The sequence below is a fragment of the Devosia naphthalenivorans genome, from assembly GCF_003056355.1.
GTDB lineage: Bacteria > Pseudomonadota > Alphaproteobacteria > Rhizobiales > Devosiaceae > Devosia > Devosia naphthalenivorans.
In genome coordinates, this window is the sequence record NZ_PYVW01000013.1 from 69647 (window position 1) to 87049 (window position 17403).

The 17403-nt window shown below is 62.2% G+C and carries 16 protein-coding genes; 9 read left to right on the forward strand and 7 right to left on the reverse strand.

All coding sequences use genetic code 11. The annotated features are described in order from the left end of the window. Positions 1 to 35: 35 nt before the first annotated feature. The gene (gene infC, locus C8264_RS15520) at positions 36 to 572 is read left to right on the forward strand and encodes a translation initiation factor IF-3 (RefSeq protein WP_205245700.1); all 537 of its coding nucleotides are present in this window, start codon (positions 36 to 38) and stop codon (positions 570 to 572) included. Positions 573 to 692: 120 nt separating this feature from the next. Here the strand turns inward: infC and C8264_RS15525 are convergent, their stop codons facing one another. The 7 genes from C8264_RS15525 to C8264_RS15555 form a co-directional block, all read right to left on the reverse strand. Further along, positions 693 to 1865 carry an MFS transporter gene (locus C8264_RS15525; protein WP_108461885.1) on the reverse strand — a complete coding sequence of 391 codons (1173 nt, stop codon included), beginning with the start codon at positions 1863 to 1865 and terminating at the stop codon, positions 693 to 695. A gap of 8 nt (positions 1866 to 1873) precedes the next feature. Continuing rightward, the gene (locus tag C8264_RS15530) at positions 1874 to 2335 is read right to left on the reverse strand and encodes an MmcB family DNA repair protein (protein ID WP_108461886.1); all 462 of its coding nucleotides are present in this window, start codon (positions 2333 to 2335) and stop codon (positions 1874 to 1876) included. Continuing rightward, positions 2328 to 3518, reverse strand: a complete 1191-nt coding sequence (locus tag C8264_RS15535) for an MFS transporter (protein ID WP_108461887.1) — start codon at positions 3516 to 3518, stop codon at positions 2328 to 2330. Before C8264_RS15535 ends, C8264_RS15530 begins: the two co-directional genes overlap by 8 nt. Beyond that, positions 3515 to 4690 (reverse strand): MFS transporter, encoded by a 1176-nt coding sequence (locus C8264_RS15540; protein WP_108461888.1) that lies wholly within the window; start codon positions 4688 to 4690, stop codon positions 3515 to 3517. Before C8264_RS15540 ends, C8264_RS15535 begins: the two co-directional genes overlap by 4 nt. A 125-nt stretch (positions 4691 to 4815) precedes the next feature. Next, positions 4816 to 5370 carry a hypothetical protein gene (locus tag C8264_RS15545; RefSeq protein WP_108461889.1) on the reverse strand — a complete coding sequence of 185 codons (555 nt, stop codon included), beginning with the start codon at positions 5368 to 5370 and terminating at the stop codon, positions 4816 to 4818. Positions 5371 to 5494: 124 nt separating this feature from the next. Continuing rightward, positions 5495 to 5848, reverse strand: coding sequence for a septal ring lytic transglycosylase RlpA family protein (locus C8264_RS15550; protein ID WP_108461890.1), 354 nt, complete (start codon positions 5846 to 5848; stop codon positions 5495 to 5497). A 635-nt stretch (positions 5849 to 6483) separates the two neighbouring features. Then, positions 6484 to 7209, reverse strand: coding sequence for a TetR family transcriptional regulator C-terminal domain-containing protein (locus tag C8264_RS15555; RefSeq protein ID WP_108461891.1), 726 nt, complete (start codon positions 7207 to 7209; stop codon positions 6484 to 6486). 147 nt (positions 7210 to 7356) lie between these two features. Between C8264_RS15555 and aptA the strand changes: the two genes are divergently transcribed. From aptA to C8264_RS15595, 8 genes are all read left to right on the forward strand, one after another. Further along, positions 7357 to 8664 carry an omega-aminotransferase AptA gene (aptA, locus tag C8264_RS15560; RefSeq protein WP_108461959.1) on the forward strand — a complete coding sequence of 436 codons (1308 nt, stop codon included), beginning with the start codon at positions 7357 to 7359 and terminating at the stop codon, positions 8662 to 8664. Positions 8665 to 8727: 63 nt separating this feature from the next. After that, positions 8728 to 10221, forward strand: a complete 1494-nt coding sequence (locus C8264_RS15565) for a CoA-acylating methylmalonate-semialdehyde dehydrogenase (protein WP_108461892.1) — start codon at positions 8728 to 8730, stop codon at positions 10219 to 10221. Positions 10222 to 10374: 153 nt separating this feature from the next. Further along, the gene (locus C8264_RS15570) at positions 10375 to 11625 is read left to right on the forward strand and encodes a Zn-dependent hydrolase (RefSeq protein WP_108461893.1); all 1251 of its coding nucleotides are present in this window, start codon (positions 10375 to 10377) and stop codon (positions 11623 to 11625) included. A 168-nt stretch (positions 11626 to 11793) separates the two neighbouring features. Next, the gene (hydA, locus tag C8264_RS15575; RefSeq protein WP_108461894.1) at positions 11794 to 13248 is read left to right on the forward strand and encodes a dihydropyrimidinase; all 1455 of its coding nucleotides are present in this window, start codon (positions 11794 to 11796) and stop codon (positions 13246 to 13248) included. Then, the gene (locus C8264_RS15580; protein ID WP_205245696.1) at positions 13248 to 14039 is read left to right on the forward strand and encodes an ABC transporter ATP-binding protein; all 792 of its coding nucleotides are present in this window, start codon (positions 13248 to 13250) and stop codon (positions 14037 to 14039) included. Before hydA ends, C8264_RS15580 begins: the two co-directional genes overlap by 1 nt. A gap of 208 nt (positions 14040 to 14247) precedes the next feature. Beyond that, on the forward strand, positions 14248 to 15144 hold the full coding sequence (locus C8264_RS15585; RefSeq protein WP_108461896.1) for an ABC transporter permease: 897 nt from the start codon (positions 14248 to 14250) through the stop codon (positions 15142 to 15144). Next, positions 15141 to 16235, forward strand: coding sequence for an ABC transporter permease (locus C8264_RS15590; protein ID WP_108461897.1), 1095 nt, complete (start codon positions 15141 to 15143; stop codon positions 16233 to 16235). The genes C8264_RS15585 and C8264_RS15590 overlap by 4 nt, the downstream gene beginning before the upstream one ends. Before the next feature lie 32 nt (positions 16236 to 16267). Continuing rightward, entirely contained in the window at positions 16268 to 17263 is a 996-nt protein-coding gene (locus C8264_RS15595; RefSeq protein ID WP_108461898.1) for an ABC transporter substrate-binding protein, read from the forward strand. Positions 17264 to 17403 lie beyond the last annotated feature (140 nt).

Here is a 17403-nt window from a genome sequence, read left to right on the forward strand (position 1 = left end):
TCACCATTTGGATGAACAACACAAGGATCTCTGCCATTCGCCGTCCCATGAGACCAGTCGCGCCCCAGAAAGATGGGCCGCTCTCGAACGAAGATATTACCAGCGCCGATGTTCAGCTCATCGATGCCGAAGGCGAGAACCGTGGGGTGGTCAATACCCGCGAGGCTCTCGCAGAAGCACAGGAACAGGGTCTCGACCTCGTCCTGATCTCTCCCAACGCCCAGCCGCCGGTCGCCAAGATGCTCGACCTCGGCCGCTTCAAATACGCCGCGCAGAAAAAAGCTGCAGAGACGCGCAAGAAGCAGAAGGTGATCGAGGTCAAGGAAGTGCAGATGCGCCCGAACATCGACACGCATGACTACGACACCAAGATGAAGGCCGTGCAACGGTTCCTCGATGATGGTGACCGGGTCAAGGTGACGATGCGCTTCCGTGGCCGCGAAATGGCGCACCAGGAACTGGGTATGCAGCTCCTGATCAAGGTGAAGGACCAAACCGAGGCAATTGCCAAGGTCGAATCCCAGCCACGTTCCGAAGGCCGGCAGATGGTGATGGTGCTGGCGCCCAAGTAAGGCGACAGGCTCGACAATAAACAAGGGCAGGCCCGCAAGGACCTGCCCTTTTGTTTGCCTACGGGAGCAAGGCGAGTCGTGATCGATGCGCCGTCAGGTGGATATTCATGGCCAGAAGCCTTACCGCGTCGCAGTAGCAAGCTCTCCCTGCGGGGTGGAAGGCGCCAACCGGCCCGCCATCGCCCAGGTCAGCATCAGCAGGGGCAGCAGGATGGCAAAGGCCATGCGCACGCCCAATCCCTCGGCGACCGCGCCAATCAGGGCTGGTGCGCCTAGATTGATCATCTGCACGATCAGCGTCGTTGCGGCGACGTTCTCGGAGGCCGGGCGGTCGCCCAGCCGAGCGGCGGCCGATAGCATCAGCGGATACAGCACGCAGATGCCGGCGCCGACCAGGGCAAAGCCGAAAATGGCGAACAGGTAATGCGGCGCGAACACCACGAGCACGAGGCCTGCAATGGCCAGCGTCGTCAGCAAGCGCGCAACCCTAACCGGGCCGTGGCGCTCGATGATCGGGTCGGCCATCAGCCGCCCGATGGCCATGGTGGCAAGCAGCGCCGGCAGCGCCATGGACTCGATCCAGGTGGGCGCGTCGAAACTGTCGCGCAACAGGATGATCGACCAGGCGCGCGAGGCGCCTTCCACCAGGCCCGCACCGAGCCCGAACGCCACAAGGCCCAGGGTCGCAAGGGTCGGCCAGGCAAGTTTGCGTCTGGCCTTGCCCGAAAAGGCCCGCTCAGCCGCCGATGGCATGGGCAGGACCACGACCAGCAAAAGGGCAATCAGCAGGGGCGACAGCGCCCAGAGGTGAATGGCCGGCGGCACATGGAGCCCGCGCAGGGCGGCCCCCAACAGTGATGTCAGGAGAAACCCGATGCTCCAGGCGCCGTGGCAGGTGTTCATCACCCGCAGGCCGGTGCTGGCTTCAACCCGGTCCGCTTCCACATTGATCGCGATATTGGTGACTGAAAAGCCGACACCGTTGATGGCAAGCAGCACAAACATCGCCACGGGATGCAGCATCACGGTAACCAGCGCTGCGCTGATCGTCATCAAGGGCAGCAGCCACAGGATGATCTTGCGCGGACCGAACGCCTCGATCAGCCGGCTGGAAAACAGGAACATGGTGAGCGCGCCGAGCGGCTGGCCCATGAGCACGATGCCCAGTTCGGCCTCGCTGAGACCGATCTGCAGTTGCACGTCGGGGATGCGCGTGTGAATGGCGCCGGCGGCCAGCGCGTGTACGAAAAACAGCGCCATGATGCGCCAATGCGCCGGGACCTTGCCGATCATGGTTCCGCTCACTTGGGGCCGGGGTCCATCAGGGCGTGGATGCGGTCGGCGCCCAAACGCGCGAGCTTGAGCATCAGCGCCTTGCGCCGGGCGGGTGCCAGCGGCGTATCGGGGCTGGGACGCAGTATGGCGCCGTCATGTCCATCGGCAACGATCAGGCCTTCGCTCTCGGGGAAGATGGCGGCCTCGAGTTCAGGCGGCTTGGCGAAAAAGAAGCGGTCGGAAAACTCCCGGTATTCCGGCCATTTTCGATCGACCTGAAAATCGATGAGGCTCGATTTGATCTCGACGATCCAGATTTCGCCCTTCGGCCCCACCGCCAGCACATCGGCGCGCCGCCCATTGGCGAGCGGCACTTCGGCATAGCAGGCCATGTCGTAGCCTTCGCGCAGCAGCCGCATCACACCGCGCTGCACGCGCAGCGCGGTGGCAGACTGGCGCAGATCGACGATGGGCGGCAGGTCAGGCATGGGGCGAAAGCGGCTCTGGCGGCAGGCCCACCGGCGGCAGGGCCTTGCGGGTGCCAAGGGCAAAACTCGATGCCCAAAGCCCCGCCAGCAGCAGCGGCACGCAGATTAGATAGGAATTGCGAATGCCCAGATATTCGGCAACGAACCCCAGGAGCGGCGGCGCGAGAAAGAACACCACGAAGCTCACCTGCCCCAGCGCCGCGACGTTTACCGCGGCCGGACGGTCGGTGCGTTGCGCTGCCGCCGAAACGGCCAGCGGATAGACCGCCGAACAACCGATGCCCATCAGCGCAAAGCCTGCCAGAGCCAAGGCCGGTGCAGGTGCAAAGCCCACCATCAGCGCGCCGATGGTGGCGAGCGTCAGCAGCACCATGGCGACGTTGCGCGGACCATAGCGCGCGACCACGGGATCGGCGGTCAGGCGCATCACGGCCATGAAGAAGGCGAACAGCGTCAGCCCCATGCCCCCCACGAAGGGCTGCACGGCAAAGACGTCGCGCATATAGATCGCGGACCAGTCGATCCCCGCGCCCTCCACCAGGAACGCCGCAAAGCCGATCAGGCACAGCGGCAGCAGGCCCAGATGCGGGAAGGCGATGCGGTGGGTGTTTTCACCGTGAGTGCGCTGCGGTGCGGGGGCGGGCACGATGCCCGAAATCATGTAGCCGCCGACAAGCACGACAATGGCGGCGATCAGGCCCAGATGTGCCTCCACCGACAGGCCCGACTGCCGGATGCCGGCGCCCGCCAGCGCCGTCACGAAAAAGCCCACGCTCCAGAAACCATGGGCGCGGTTCATGAAGCGCCCGCCGGTGTGCATTTCGAGCCGGTCGATCTCGACGTTGAGATTGATCTCGAGCGCGCCCGAAAGCAGGCCGGTGACCAGCAGCACGCCAAACACGGCGGGCGCAGTGCCCAGCCATGGCACCAGCGCAAACAGCAGCGCCGGACCCATCACGGTAAAGAAGGCCGTGGTGCGAACGCCGACGCGCTCGATCACCGCAGCCCCGAAGGTCAGCGATATCAGCGAGCCGATGGCCATGCCGATCATGGTGAGGCCAAGCTGGCTCTCGGTCACGCCGAGATGGGTCTGGATATCGGGCAGCCGCGCCATCAGCGCACCGGTGGTCACGGCGAACAGGAAGAAGCAAGCATAGAGGCGGTGTTGTGGAGCGATAGTCATTCGGCTGGTACAACCTTGGAGACGCGATTTGTGCCCAGTGCGTTGGCGGTCACTAGGCCCAGGACGACCAGCGGAATGCCGACACCGAAGGCCCAGCGGATGCCGAAATGCTCGGCGATATAGCCCAATAGGGGCGGCCCGAGCAGGAAGGACACAAAGGAAATCTGCGCCAGCGCGGCAACGTTGATGGCCGCCGGACGATCGGTGCGCTGCGCCGCCGCCGACATGGCGAGCGGGAACAATGCGCTGGTGCCCACCCCGATCAGGGCCAAGCCCACATAAGCCAGCCACCACACCGGCGTAAAGAACACCATCAGCGCGCCGATGCCCGAAATGGTGAGCAGGGTGCGCGCCACCACGACGGGGCTCCAGCGCTCGACGAAGCTATCGGCGAAAAAGCGCGTCACGGCCTGCGCGCCAGCACCCAGCGCCACGGCAAAGCCGGCCCAGAACGGCGCCGCTTGGAACTCGTTGCGCATATAGATGGCCGACCAGTCGATGCCGGCGCCTTCGAGAATCATGGCGGAGAGGCACACGCTGACCAGCACCAGGATCGCAGATGTCGGGCGGGCAAAGCGCGGCGCCGCTTCGGTGCTGCCGCCGGCACGGTGCTCGGCAGGCTCGAACCGGCCCAGCAGGATGAGCGAGACCACGGTGACCACCGGAACCATGATGGCCAGATGCGCCTCGGGCGACAGGCCGGTCTGGGCAATGAAAGAGCCCACAAGCCCCGCGGTAAAGAAGCCAAAACTCCAGAACGCGTGGGCGCGGTTCATGATGCGCCGGCCGATGGCGTGTTCCACCCGGTCGGCTTCGAGGTTGATGATGATCTCGATGCAGCCAATGGTGATGCCGACCGGCACGAGCAGCAGGAAGAAGGCCAGTGGACCCTGCGCCCAGACCGAGATGGCATAAAACACCGACAGCAGCGGAATGGCGGTCAGCAGCGTGCGGCGATAGCCGATGCGCTCGATGATCGGCCCGGCGAAGGTCAGCGAGATCAGCGTTCCGAAGGCCGCGCCGATCAGCGCCAGCCCCAGCGCGCCCTCACCGACCCCCATGGCGCTCTGGATGGCCGGCAAGCGCGGGTAGAGACTGCCCATGGTGAACGAATAAATGAAGAACGCCCCGAACACCTTGATCTGGGGCGGCAGGTCGATGCCGAATCTCATGGCTGAAACTACTCGCGAAATCAGTCGCGCGACGTTATGCGAAAAGCCGCACTTCCGGAATAGCAGTCGAAAACGATTTCCGAACTCTTCTGCAACGTTGCATTAAAGTGTCAGCGTAGGACCTGTCAGCCAGGCAGCATGTGGAGATCGTCGCGCAGCACGTTGATTCCGGTGGACAGGCTGCGCACGATTTCGAGCCGCCGAAACTGCCCGCCCAGCCGGCTTTCGGCGGCCCGGCTCGGCGCCGTGACGCGATCCCGGCGGTCGGGCCCAAAATAACCGGCGGTTTCATAGTAGATCAGGCTTTGTCCGATCTGGCGGTTGATGCGGTCGGTGATACGCGCCGTAGTGAAGGGCATGGTGATGACATCATCGAACCCCATCGCAATGCACCGGGTGATCGTCTCGATAGAGGGATTATCGGCGAAGTAGACCAGCGGCGAAAAGCGCACCCGGCGATTGGGGCAGAAGCGGATCGCGTCGGCAATGGGCTGCAGCCGCCCAACATCCTCGACCGCCGCAAAGAGGAAAAAGCACACCGGCGTTATCGCGGACTGCGCTTCGGCCTCAGCAATGCCGCCATAGGGCGTCACGCTCGCAAAATCGAGACACCGTGCCAGATTGATCAATGCTGCGCCGGACCCATCCGAGGGTCCGACAATATAGGCACTGGCTTTCACGGCCCCGCCCTCTTGAATTCCACTCGTGCAAGCTAAGCGGATAATCCTAAAGCGGCGCTAACAACAAAAAACGGACCGCCAGATAGTTGGCGGTCCGTTTTACTACTTAATATTCGATCCAGAACTAGAGCTGGCTGATGCAAACCGAAGTTGTACCGCGATTGCGGAAGCCCAGTTCACTGGCGGCGGCCTTGCTCAAATCGATGATACGCTTGCCGTGGAACGGACCCCGATCATTGATCGTTACCTTGATCTGGCGGCCGGTGTTCTGGTCAGTCACCAGAAGCTTTGTGCCGAAAGGTAGCGAGCGATGAGCGGCGGTCATGGCGTTTTCGTTGAAGATTTCGCCGGAGGCAGCTTTCTTCCCGTTGAAGCCCGGACCGTACCACGAGGCGCCGCCGCACTGGGCATAGGCTGCAGTGGAAAACGACAGGAGAGCTGCAGCAAGGGCGGCGATGGAAGCGGCTTTTCTGATCAAACTTCTGACTCACATGAATTAAGGTAAGCAGAGGCTTAATGATGGCTGCCGGCTACAATGTGCCTGCACTGACCACATCTGGCCGGGGCAGACGAATTGTTGCACCCAGAACACAGCGAATCCCGCAACAATTTAGCCGTATTGCTGAACAGACGGGCTTACTTGGGGAAAATAAATCCACACAAAGGGGAGAAACCCTCTCCTGCGGCCGATGCGATTACTTCCCGGCGGATTCATGTTCTTCATTGTGTCGGAGCGGCAACAGTTCCACCCCAAGTGCGCGTTTCTGCAGTTCGGCAGGTCTTGGCGGCCTGATCTGGCCTGTGGAAAACATCGTTCCGGGCAGATCAAGACACAATTGTGGCAAATGTGGCGGGACGTCAGGCAGCAGCCTGGCAGTCATTCGGGAAGTGTTTACTTGGGCATATTGCGCCGCTGTTTCAGTCGACACCCTCCCCCTTGCGGGGAGGGATCAAGGGTGGGGGTTGGTTGGCCCAGATAGTCCGGGCCTCAACACCCCCTCCCAGCCTCCCCCGTCAAGGGGGAGGTGCCGCCCGGCGAGTGGGAAACATCGCACCTCCACCATCGGGTTTTGTGCCCAAGCTGCGGCACGGCAGATTCCGTTTACTTGTTGTTCAGGATTTCAAATTCGGCCGTGGCGTCAGCCCGTAAAGAAACAACTGTTCGAGGTAGTGCGCCGCGTCCTCGAAGCGTCCTTCACCGCCCCGGGCGGGGCCCAGCACCGCGCGCACCTGCACATCGAAATCGGCGTAATGCTGGGTGGTGGCCCAGATTGAAAAGATCAGATGGTAGGGGTCCCTACGCGCAATCTTGCCCTGATCCATCCAGGCCAGCAGCACGCGCGCTTTCTCATCCACGAGGTTCTTGAGATCCACCTCGATCATTTCGATGATGCGCGGCGCACCCTGCAGCATCTCGTTGGCGAACAGCCGGCTTTCGCGCGGGAAGTCGCGCGCCATTTCGAGCTTGCGCCTGATGTAGGAGCGAATCTCGGGGAAGGGATCGCCATTGGCGTCCATTTCCTGCAATGGGGCCAGCCAGGTCACCAGCAATTGCGAGATCAGCCGGCGGTGGATCTCTTCTTTGCGCGGGAAATAATACAGCAGGTTCGGTTTGCTCATGCCCGCAACCTCGGCGATCTGGTCGATCGTGGCGCCGCGGAAGCCATGCAGGGAAAACACCTCGAGCGCTGCTTCCAGGATGATGTCCTGTTTTTCGCGCTGGATACGGGTCAGCGGACGGGGCTTGCCCGTCGCGTCGCCCTTGGGCTTGCCCCCGCTTCGAGGCTGCCGCTTAGGACTGGTATCGATCTCGGCACTTTTCACTTTGGTCGGCGGCATTTTCGCCTTGCTAGAAAGTTTGGGAGTGCTAACATTTTTCCAACTGGTCAAAATTCTGGACTAACCAGTCCGGCGTCAAGAGCCAAAAGAACAAGCCAGTGCAGAATCGATGGGAGCGAGGGTTTAGTGTCCAATTCCGACGCCGTGATGCCGAATGATCTGAGCGCATTCTGGATGCCGTTCACGGCCAACCGACAGTTCAAGAAATCCCCCCGCATGTTCGTCGCCGCCAAGGACATGCATTATACGACGGCAGATGGCCGCCAGGTTCTCGACGGCACGGCGGGCCTGTGGTGCGTCAATGCCGGCCATGCCCGGCCGAAAATCGTCGAAGCCATCGCCAAACAGGCCGCTGAACTCGATTATGCGCCGGCCTTCCAGATGGGACATCCCAAGGCGTTCGAGCTGGCCAATCGGTTGGTCGATATCGCCCCCAAGGGGCTCGACCACGTGCTGTTCACCAATTCGGGTTCGGAATCGGTCGAAACCGCGCTCAAGGTGGCGCTGGCCTATCACCGGGTCAAAGGCGACGGCGCGCGTTCCCGCCTGATCGGCCGCGAACGCGGCTATCACGGCGTCAATTTTGGCGGCATTTCGGTGGGCGGCATCGTCACCAACCGCAAGATGTTCGGCACCTTGCTGACCGGCGTCGACCACATGCCGCACACCCATATCATCGGCAAGAACGCCTTTACGCGCGGCGAGCCGCAGCATGGCGCGGATCTGGCCGATGAGTTGGAGCGCATCGTGACCCTGCACGACGCCTCCACCATCGCGGCCGTCATCGTCGAACCCGTGGCCGGCTCGACCGGCGTGCTGATCCCGCCCGTGGGCTATCTCAAGCGCCTGCGCGAGATCACCAAAAAGCACGGCATCCTGCTGATCTTCGACGAAGTCATCACCGGCTATGGTCGCCTGGGCACGCCATTCGCGGCCGACTATTTCGGCGTCACGCCCGACATCATGGTCACGGCCAAGGGGCTGAGCAATGGTGTCATTCCGATGGGCGCCGTGCTGGTCTCGGCCGAAATCCACGATGCCTTCATGGGCGGGCCGGAACACATCATCGAGTTCTTCCACGGCTATACCTATTCCGGCAATCCGGTGGCTTCTGCCGCAGCCCTCGCAACGCTCGAAACCTACAAGGACGAGGGCCTGCTGACCCGTGGCGCGGAACTGGCGCCCTATTTCGAGGATGCCCTGCACTCGCTCAAGGGCCTGCCGCATGTGATCGATATCCGCAATATCGGGCTGGTGGGCGCAATCGAGCTGGAACCCATCGCCGGCCAACCCACCAAACGCGCCTTCTCGGCGTTCCTCCAGGCCTATGAGCAGGGCCTGCTGATCCGCACCACGGGCGACATCATCGCGCTTTCTCCGCCCCTGATCGTGGAAAAAAGCCACATCGACCAGATCGTCGGCACGTTGTCGAACATCCTCAAGACGCTTGAGTAAAATGGAACAAAGGTTCTATACATTCGAAAATAGAATTTCTGTTCCCACGAAAGGGGAGACCACATGCTGACCATTGAAAACGCTGTCGCTGGCAAGCGCTATGTTTCTGCCGGCCGCCGTGTCCCGGTATTCAATCCGGCCACCGGCGAAGTGTCGGCGGAACTGCCGCTGTCGACGCTGGGCGAGCTCAACGATGCTGTGGCCTCCGCCAAACAGGCGCAAATCGCCTGGGGCAATACCCCGCCCATGAAACGCGCACGCGTCATGTTCAAGTTCAAGGCGCTGCTCGATCAATATGCCGAAGACCTGGCCCGCGAAATCTCGCGCGAGCACGGCAAGGTGCATGACGACGCGCTGGGAGAAGTGGCGCGCGGCATCGACTGCGTGGATTTTGCCTGCGGCATTCCGCAATTGCTCAAGGGCGAGTTCAGCCGCAATGCCGGTCCGGGCATCGATACCTATTCCGACCGGCAACCGCTGGGCGTCGTCGCCGGTATCACCCCGTTCAATTTCCCAGCCATGGTGCCGATGTGGATGTATCCGGCGGCCATCGCCTGCGGCAACGCCTTCATCCTCAAACCATCCGAGCGCGACCCATCCGCCTCGATGCTGGCCTGGAACCTGTTCATGGAAGCCGGGCTTCCAGAGGGCATTCTCAACGTCCTCCACGGCGACAAGGAAATGGTCGACGGCATCCTCGACCACCCCGACATCAAGGCGGTCAGCTTCGTTGGCTCCACCCCGATTGCCGAATACGTCTACCAGCGCGGCACGGCAGCCGGTAAGCGCGTCCAGGCCCTTGGCGGCGCCAAGAACCATATGGTGATCCTGCCCGACGCCGATCTCGACCAGGTTGCCGACGCCCTGATGGGCGCGGGCTACGGCTCCGCCGGCGAGCGCTGCATGGCCGTTTCGGTCGCCGTGCCCGTGGGCAAGGAAACCGGCGACGCTCTCGTCGCCAAGCTCAAGCCGCGCGTCGAATCGCTCAAAATCGGCCCCGCGACCGACAAGGACGCCGAAATGGGTCCGGTCGTTACCAAGATGCACCGCGACAAGATCCTGGGCTATATCGATTCAGGCGTCGAACAGGGTGCCGAACTGGTCGTCGACGGCCGCGGCTTCAAGCTGCAGGGCTATGAAGGCGGCTATTATGTTGGCGGCACGCTGTTCGACAACGTCACGCCCGACATGACCATCTACAAGGAAGAAATCTTCGGCCCCGTGCTCTCGGTGGTTCGCGCCGACACCTATGACGAGGCCGTGAACCTCATCAACGGGCACGAATACGCCAACGGCACCGCCATCTTCACCCGCGACGGCGATGCCGCCCGCGAATTCGCCGACAAGATCGAAGTGGGCATGGTCGGCATCAACGTGCCGATCCCTGTGCCAGTCGCCTACCACTCCTTCGGCGGCTGGAAGCGCTCGCTATTCGGCGACCACGCCATCTACGGCCCCGAAGGCGTGCACTTCTACACAAGGCTGAAGACCGTCACCACCCGCTGGCCCGCCGGTATCAAGGGCGGCGCGGAATTCAGCTTCCCGAGTGTGAAGTAGGCAGATGACGGTGAGCGGGCACAAACAATCTGAACCCCTCACCCCACCCCTCTCCCGGGAGGGGCGAGGGGCGAGGGGCCAGCGGCTCGCGCAGTGCGACCACCAAGCAACGTAGTTATCGGCTCAACGCCGATCAAATCAGCGAGTAGCCCCATGTCTGCCCCAGGAGAAAACCTTCGGATCAACGGCGATCGGCTCTGGGATAGCATCATGGAGATGGCCCAGATCGGTCCCGGCATCGCCGGGGGCAATAACCGCCAGACGCTGACCGACGAGGACGGCGAAGGCCGTCATCTATTCAAGCGCTGGTGCGACGAGGCCGGCCTTTCCATGGGCGTCGACCAGATGGGCACCATGTTCATGACCCGCCCGGGCACCGACCCCGATGCGCTGCCGGTCTATGTCGGCTCCCATCTCGATACCCAGCCGACCGGCGGCAAGTATGACGGCGTGCTGGGCGTGCTGGCGGGCCTCGAAGTGGTGCGCTCGCTCGATGATCTGGGCATCAAGACCAAGCATCCGATCGTCGTCACCAACTGGGCCAACGAGGAAGGCGCCCGCTTTGCGCCCGCCATGCTGGCGTCCGGCGTCTTCGCTGGCATCCACACCCAGGATTATGCCTATAACCGCAAGGACCAGGCCGGCCTCACCTATGGGGACGAACTAGCTCGCATCGGCTGGCGCGGCGAGGAGGAAGTGGGCGCCCGCAAGATGCACGCCTATTTCGAATACCACATCGAGCAGGGCCCGATCCTTGAAGCCGAAGGCAAGCAGATCGGCGTCGTCACTCATGGGCAGGGCCTATGGTGGCTCGAGTTCACCCTCACCGGCAAGGAGGCTCATACCGGCTCGACGCCGATGAACATGCGCGTCAATGCCGGCCTTGCCGCCGCCCGCATCATCGAGATGGTCCAATCGGTCGCCATGGATCACCAGCCCGGCGCTGTTGGTGGCGTGGGGCAGATGAAGTTCTCGCCCAATTCGCGCAATGTCTTGCCGGGCACGGTGGTGTTCACCGTCGATATTCGCTCGCCAGAGCTGAGCAAGCTCGACGCAATGCGAGAGCAGATCGAGAGCAAGGCGCAAGAAATCTGCAGCAAACTCGAAGTCGGCTTTGCCATGGAAGCGGTCGGCCATTTCGATCCCGTGGCGTTCGATCCGACCCTGGTGCAACGCGTTCGCTCCGCTGCCGAGAAACTGGGCTATTCGCATATGGACATCATTTCGGGCGCCGGACACGACGCCTGCTGGATGAACCGCGTAGCGCCATCCACCATGGTCATGTGCCCGTGCGTGGACGGTTTGAGCCACAACGAGGCCGAAGAAATCTCAAAGGAATGGGCCGCTGCCGGAGCGGATGTGCTGTTCCACGCCGTGCTCGAAACGGCGGAGATCGTGGAGTAATTCGGGCCCGAAGGGGCCAACCCAGGAGGCCGGCGACCGGGGAGGGCGCCGCGTTTCACGGCCGGAGCAGCGCTTGGCATTGAACTTGCAAGATAATCTTGCAGGCAGCCGGCGCAAAGCCCGCCACTGGGACCAGACGCAAATCGTAGCTAAGGGAGTGAGCAAAAAATGGGCAGCAAGGTCATCAAGAATGGCACCGTCGTCACGGCGGACCTGACCTACAAGGCCGACGTCAAGATCGAAGGCGATACCATCGTCGAGATCGGGCAGAACCTCTCTGGCGACGAAACCCTTGATGCCGCCGGCTGCTATGTCATGCCCGGCGGCATCGATCCGCACACTCACCTCGAAATGCCCTTCATGGGCACCTATTCGGCCGATGACTTCGAAAGCGGCACGCGGGCGGGACTAGCCGGCGGCACCACGATGGTCGTCGATTTCTGCCTGCCCAATCCCAACCAGAGCCTGCTCGAAGCGCTCCAGATGTGGGACAACAAATCGGGCAAGGCCTCCGCCGATTACTCGTTCCACATGGCCGTCACTTGGTGGGGCGAGCAAGTTTTCAACGAGATGGCCGAGGTGGTCGATCGCGGCATCACCTCGTTCAAGCATTTCATGGCCTATAAGGGCTCGCTGATGGTCAATGACGACGAGATGTTCTCGTCATTCCAGCGCTGCGCCGACCTGGGCGCCCTGCCCCTGGTTCATGCCGAAAACGGCGACGTGGTTGCCGCGATGACGGCAAAGCTCCTCGCCGAGGGCAATAATGGTCCGGAGGGCCACGCCTATTCCCGCCCACCGGAAGTCGAGGGCGAAGCCACCAACCGCGCCATCATGATCGCCGACATGGCCGGGGTGCCGCTCTATGTGGTCCACGTCTCGTCGGAGCAAGCACATGAAGCCATCCGCCGCGCCCGGCAAAAGGGCATGAGGGTTTATGGCGAGCCGCTGATCCAGCATCTGACGCTGGATGAAAGCGAGTATTTCAACGCCGATTGGGACCATGCTGCCCGCCGCGTCATGTCGCCTCCATTCCGCAACAAGGCGCATCAGGATTCGCTCTGGGCGGGCCTCCAATCGGGCTCGCTGTCCTGCGTCGCCACCGACCACTGCGCCTTCACCACAAAGCAGAAGCGCACGGGGATCGGCGATTTCAGCAAAATCCCGAACGGCACGGGCGGGCTTGAGGATCGTCTGCCGGTGCTGTGGACTGCGGGCGTCAACACCGGCCGGCTGACCATGAACGAATTCGTGGCGGTCACCTCCACCAATATCGCCAAGATCCTGGGGCTTTACCCCAAGAAAGGCGCCGTGCTGGTGGGCGCCGATGCCGATCTGATCGTTTGGGACCCGGCGCGGTCCAAGACCATCTCAGCGCAAGGCCAGCAATCGGTTATCGACTACAACGTCTTTGAAGGTTTCGAGGTCAAGGGATTGCCCCGGTTCGTACTGTCGCGCGGCAAGGTGTCGGTCACCGAGAGCGAGGTCAAGGCGGAACCGGGCCATGGCAAGTTCGTTGGCCGCGAGCCCAAGAACCCGGTCAACCGGGCGCTCAGCCAATGGAAAGAGATTGTCTCGCCGCGCAAAATCGAGCGCTCCGGCATTCCGGCGTCGGGGGTTTGATGGGTCCGAATGCAGTTGTTTCGGCCCAGAATCTGGGGCTGACCTTCAAGACCAATGATGGGGATGTCGTCGCGCTCAGCGACGTCAGCCTCACCATCGATAAGGGCGAGTTCGTTTCCTTTATCGGCCCGTCGGGCTGCGGCAAAACCACGTTCCTGCGCACCATTGCCGACCTTGAGCAACCGACCTCCGGCACGCTCCGCATCAACGGGCAAACGCCCGAAAACGCCCGGCGCGAGCGGGCCTATGGCTATGTGTTCCAAGCCCCGGCGCTTTATCCCTGGCGCACCATCGAAAAGAACGTCGCTCTGCCGCTTGAGATCATGGGCTATTCCGGCAGCCAGCAAGCCGAGCGAATCAAGCGCACCATGGACTTGGTGAACCTGTCGGGGTTTGAAAAGAAATACCCATGGCAACTCTCCGGCGGCATGCAGCAGCGCGCCTCCATCGCCCGGGCGCTGGCGTTCGACGCGGACCTCCTGCTGATGGACGAGCCATTCGGCGCGCTGGATGAAATCGTGCGCGACCATCTCAATTCCGAACTGCTCAAACTTTGGGCGGCCACGCAGAAGACCATCTGCTTCGTCACACACTCGATTCCCGAGGCGGTGTATCTGTCCACCAAGATCGTGGTGATGTCTCCCCGCCCCGGCCGGGTCACCGACGTGATCGAAAGCGATCTGCCGCGCGAGCGTCCGCTCGATATTCGTGAAACGCCCGAGTTCCTTGCCATAGCTGTGCGTGTCCGTGACGGGTTGCGCGCCGGGCACTCTTATGAGGAGCATGTGTGATGGGCGGGCGAGCGTCACCTATGCTCGTTTTTGGCGCTGATGCTTCAGTCGACACACTCCCCCTTGCGGGGAAGGTTCAAGGGCGGGGGTTGATTGGCCCTGATATCCGGGCTCTCGCACCCTCTCCTAGCCTCCCCCGTCAAGGGGGAGGTATCCGCCGGTGTCCTTTGCAACATCGCGGCACGAATGCACGGCGCGAGTGCCGGCCATGAAACGCACCCTCCCCATTATCATCGTCCTCCTCGCCATCGTCCTCGTCTGGTACGCCGCTGCCATCGGCATGAATGCCCAATGGCAGAATGATGTCTATCGCCGCGCCGACATCACCAATGTCCCCGCCACCCAGTTCATCATCGACACCTGGAACCAGGAAAAGCCCGTTCTCCCCACCGCCCATCAGGTGTTTGGCGAGCTCTGGAATTCCACTGCGCTGGTCGCTCCAAACAAGCCGCGCAGTCTCATCTTCCACGCCTGGGTCACCTTTTCGGCCACCGCATTGGGCTTTGTGATGGGCTCGCTCCTCGGCATCGCGCTCGCCGTGATGATCGTCCACAACGAGGCGATGAACCGCTCGCTGATGCCCTGGATCGTGGCGAGCCAGACCATTCCCATCCTGGCGCTGGCGCCGCTGATTGTGGTGATCGGCTTCAATATCTTCACCGGTACCATGGGCATTCCGACCGATCCGGCGCGGCTGATGAGCAAGGCGATCATCTCGGCCTATCTCAGCTTCTTCCCGGTCGCTGTCGGCATGGTCAAAGGCTTGCGCTCGCCCGAGGCGATTCAGCTCGACCTCATGCACACCTATTCCGCCTCGGCCAACCAGACCTTCTGGAAACTGCGCTGGCCAGCCGCCATGCCCTATCTGTTCGCCTCGCTCAAGGTTGGCGTGGCTGCAAGCCTTGTCGGGGCGATCGTCGGTGAATTGCCCACCGGCGCGGTGGCCGGTCTTGGCGCTCGCCTGCTTGCAGGCTCCTATTATTCGCAAACCATCCAGATCTGGGCGGCCCTGTTTGCCGCGTCGATCCTTGCCGCCCTGCTGGTGATCGCGGTGGGTATCGTGGAGCGCCTCGTCAACCGCGCCATGGGAGCCCGCCCCGCATGAGCCAGTTGCAATATTTCCTTTCCTTGGTAACGGGCGGCGTCTGTGCGGCGGCCTTGGCCCTGAGCCTCGTGACGCCGTTCGAGACTGGCTTGCTGCTCAAGACCTTCCTCGCCCTTGGTGTGCTCTCCCTCATCCGGTTCATCCTGCCGCTCGGGCTATGGATCGACGGCATTCTGGCGCTGCTGGGCGCCGCAGCCGTTCTCATCAGCATCGGTGTCTTCACGCCCACCCCGCCCTACTTCTGGATGGCGCTGGTTGCCGCCTGGCTGTTCGGCTGGCTGTTCGTGGAACGCCTGAGCAAGACGCTGGCGCCTCGCCTCTCCGACAATGGTGGCCTCGGCCTGCTGATCCCCGTGGTCTTCGGCCTCAGCATTCTGGTGATCTGGGAGGTGGCGACACGCGCGGGCAACGTGCCCCAGGTGATCCTGCCGCCGCCCTCAATGATCTGGGCGCGGATCACCGCATCGGTGCCTACCCTTTTTGCCGATTTCCAGCAGACTTTCCTCAAGGCAGTTCTGATCGGCTACGTGCTCGGCTGCGGCCTCGGCTTTGTCGTCGCCATCCTGATCGACCGCTCGCCCTTCCTGAAATCGGGGCTGTTGCCGTTGGGCAATTTCGTTTCCGCGCTGCCCATCGTGGGTGTCGCTCCCATCATGGTCATGTGGTTCGGCTTCGACTGGCCCTCCAAGGCGGCCGTCGTGATCATTATGACATTTTTCCCCATGCTGGTGAACACGGTAGCCGGGCTAAACGCCTCCTCGGCCATCGAGCGCGACCTGATGCGCACCTATGCTGCCGGCTACTGGCAAACGCTTATGAAGCTACGGCTACCAGCTGCGGGCCCCTTCATCTTCAACGCTCTCAAGATCAACTCGACTCTGGCCTTGATTGGCGCAATCGTAGCGGAATTCTTCGGAACGCCCATTGTGGGGATGGGCTTCCGGATTTCTACCGAAGTCGGCCGGATGAATGTCGACATGGTATGGGCCGAAATCGCGGTGGCGGCCGTCGCGGGTTCGGTCTTCTACGGGGTGATCGTTCTGATCGAACGGGCGGTCACCTTCTGGCATCCGTCCGTGCGTGGTGCATAGGGCGATGCCTCTACAAGCAGGGAACAAAGGGAATGAGTAAACTTCTGATCGGCGCGCTCGCAGGCGCAATGACGTTTGGTGCAGTGGCTGGGGCTTGGGCGCAGGACAATTCGGTGACGCTGCAGCTCAAATGGGTCACCCAGGGGCAGTTTGCCGGCTACTACGTGGCCCAGGCCAAGGGCTTTTACGAGGAAGAGGGCCTCGAAGTCGAAATCAAGCCAGGCGGGCCCGATATCGCCCCCGAGCAGGTAATCGCAGGCGGTGGCGCCGATGTGATCACCACCTGGATGGCCGCAGGCCTTGCCGCCCGCGAGCGCGGCGTGCCGCTGGTCAACATCGCCCAGCCCTTCAAGCAATCGGGCCTGCTGCTGACCTGCCTCAAGGAAGCGGGCGTCGAAACCACCGCCGATTTCCCGGGCAAGACACTGGGCGTCTGGTTCTTCGGCAACGAATATCCGTTCTACGCCTGGATGGCCAAGCTCGGCTATTCCACCAATGGCGGTGCCGAAGGCGTCGAAGTGCTCAAGCAGGCCTTCAACGTCGATCCGCTGATTCAGAAGCAGGCGGCTTGCATCTCCACCATGACTTACAATGAATACGGTCAGGTGCTGAACGCCGGTATCTCGCCTGAAGAGTTGACCGTGTTCAACTATCGCGACGAAGGCGTGGGCATGCTCGAGGACGGGCTTTATGTGCTTGAGGAAAACCTCGAGGACCCGGCATTCGTTGAAAAGATGACCAAGTTCGTCCGCGCTTCGATGAAGGGTTGGGAATATTCCCGCGAGAATCCCGAAGAAGCCGCCCAGATCGTTGTTGACAACGACATGACCGGCTCGATGACCGTGGAAGACCAGCTCTACCAGGTGACGGAAGCCAACAAGCTTACCGAAGGCTCGACCGGCGCCCTGGACGAGGCTGATTACCAGCAGACCGTGGACACCCTGCTCTCGGCTGTCTCGGAAGACAATCCAGCCATCACCAAGGCTCCCGAGGGTGCCTTCACCCATGTGGTGACGGACGGACTTTAGGGCGCCACCAAGTGACGACGCGACTTCTGGCGTTGGAGTAGCCCGCCTGTCTCGCCTCCCCACCACTGCTTCCCCCGGACTTGATCCGGGGGTCACTCTCACCGCGGCACAAGCGGGCAAAGGCCCTCGGATCAAGTCCG